Origin of the sequence: Streptomyces sp. DH12 (assembly GCF_020873895.1) — a bacterium.
Taxonomy (GTDB): domain Bacteria; phylum Actinomycetota; class Actinomycetes; order Streptomycetales; family Streptomycetaceae; genus Streptomyces.
On sequence record NZ_JAHWGT010000346.1, the window covers coordinates 1 to 671 of the forward strand.

At 71.8% G+C, this 671-nt stretch carries 1 protein-coding gene and 1 pseudogene; one reads left to right on the plus strand and one right to left on the minus strand.

Going from position 1 to position 671, the window contains the following annotated elements; translation table 11 throughout:
• The coding region (locus tag LPA54_RS34465) for a MerR family transcriptional regulator (RefSeq protein WP_228984581.1) at window positions 1-473 on the minus strand (473 nt) is incomplete at its 3' end.
• Window positions 474-561: 88 nt separating this feature from the next.
• Here LPA54_RS34465 and LPA54_RS34470 point away from each other — a divergent pair.
• Window positions 562-671 (plus strand): annotated as a pseudogene (locus tag LPA54_RS34470) (DUF4188 domain-containing protein); the annotation flags it as partial.

Consider the following 671-nt stretch of genomic DNA (forward strand, 5'->3'; position numbering starts at 1 on the left):
CGCGCGTACGGCGCCATCAGCTCGGCGTCCCACGGGTAGCCCAGCCGCCGCAGTGCGGCCACCGCCACCACCAGCGAGCGGTGCACGGGGGAGAGGGGGGCCATCTCCCGCGACGTCTCCCAGCCCAGCGTCTCCAGCAGCCTGTCCACCTCCGCGCGGGCCGCCACCACGTCCGGGTCCTCCTCGTCCGGCTCCGGGTCCTGCGGCAGCGCCCACAGTGCCGCGCCCAGGCGGATCGTGCGGCCCAGGGAGTCGTCGTCGATGTGGCTCAGCACCTCACGGGCCCTGGACACGGGGATGCCGCCCACCTGGATCAGCGCGCGCACCAGCCGCAGCCGGCGCAGGTGCTCCTCGTCGTAGTCCGCCGTGGTCGCGTTGACGCGGCAGCCGGGCGGCAGCAGTCCCTCGCGCAGGTAGTACTTGATCGTCGCGGTGGACACACCGCTGCGTTCGCTCAGTTCAGCCAGCCGCACCTCTTGCGCCTTTCATGGGATAGCGAGACTATCCAACGGTTCCCCCCGGGAACTCGTCCAGGCCACCCTAGGGATCCGGGAGTGAGACATGCGGCGCAGGTTCGCGGTCGCCGAGCGCACCACCGCGGCGGCGGAGGGCACCGTCGTCGTCCTGCTGATCGGCATGCGGATCAACCGCTTCTGGGCCGTGCACCACTG